General features: G+C 64.4%; 2 pseudogenes. Both read right to left on the reverse strand.

The features are described from left to right. A pseudogene (locus tag SSP24_RS42425) lies at positions 1-750 on the reverse strand (alpha/beta hydrolase); the annotation flags it as partial. Positions 751-852: 102 nt separating this feature from the next. Continuing rightward, positions 853-1,097 (reverse strand): annotated as a pseudogene (locus SSP24_RS44825) (WhiB family transcriptional regulator). Between the last annotated feature and the right edge of the window lie 228 nt (positions 1,098-1,325).

The following is a 1,325-nucleotide window of genomic DNA, read 5'->3' on the forward strand; positions in this document are numbered from 1 at the left end:
TACGATGACGAGCGCGGGCGGCAGTCCGGCCAGATCCTTCAGGCCGGCCCTCAGCGGCGACGCTGTGATCTCGGCCCTCTGGGCGGGGTCGGTGGTGTAGCAGTCTCAGAACCAGGCCATGGCCTTCGCGGTGAGGAACGGACCGTCCGCGAAGTCCCGGTAGCTCTGGGTGTCCTGGGCAGCGTCCGTGACGGGGTAGTACAGCGACTGGTGCACGAAGGACACGTCGCCGCGCTGCTTGGCCATGATGGTCAGCGCCGCAGCCATGTTGCCGCCGACGGAGTCGCCGGCCACAGCCATACGACCGGCGTCCAGACCTTCCTGGGCACCCTTGGCCGTGATCCAGCAAGCAGCTGCATAAGCCTGCTCGATGGCAACGGGGAACGCGGCTTCCGGGGAGCGGTCGTACTCGACGAACGCCACAGCGGCATTCGCGCCGACGGCCAGCTCTCGCACGAGCCGGTCATGGGTACCCGCATTGCCGAGGACCCAGCCTCCGCCGTGCACATAGAGCACGACCGGCAGCATGCCCTCTGCACCGACGGGCTTGACGATTCGTACGCGCACATCGCCGACCTCGGCGGGTACCGTGATCCACCTGTCCTGCACGTCGGGCTTCTCGACGGGCGCCGACTGCAGGTCGTCGAGGACCTTCCGAGCGCGCTCAGGACCGATTTCATAAAGGAAAGGCGGGGCGGCTGTCGCATCAGCGAGTTCCTGAGCGGCAAGCTCGAGAATTGGCTTGTACATTGTGCTCCTTGCTCTTGGTCCCTGGGTCAGCCAGCGTGTTTGCTGCTTCAGTCCCCATGACAGGTCAGCCGTTGTGGTTGTGACAGGCGCCGTGAGACTTTCTCAATGACGGGGATCCCGCACACGCCTCATGGCGCGGCGTTCGCTTTCGGTGGCACCGCCCCATATTCCGGCCACTGGATCGACTTTGACCGCCCAGTCGAGACACTTCTGCAGCACGGGGCAGCCGCGGCAGACCGCCTTCGCCTCACCTATCTGCATCAGCGTCGGACCGCTGTTTCCGTTTCCTATGGGGAAGAACAGATCAGGGTCTTCCCCAGACAGCCGGCCATTTCACGCCAATTCACGGAGGATCTCCTCGTTGACCATGTGAAGCGGCCGCAAGGGCCCCTTCCCGGTTACTACCGCAGGAAATGCATGGCGGTATTCCCCCCAGGTGAGACCGAGTGGTCCGTGAAGTTGTGACACGGCGGCATCCGTGGCCGTGGATCGCTCATATGCAGGCCGGGGCGGCCAGATGTCACAAAACCTTGGTCTGTCCGGTCTGGATTAGCGAACGCATGGTGGTGCCGGGG

Origin of the sequence: Streptomyces spinoverrucosus (genome assembly GCF_006539505.1) — a bacterium.
Classification (GTDB): domain Bacteria; phylum Actinomycetota; class Actinomycetes; order Streptomycetales; family Streptomycetaceae; genus Streptomyces; species Streptomyces spinoverrucosus.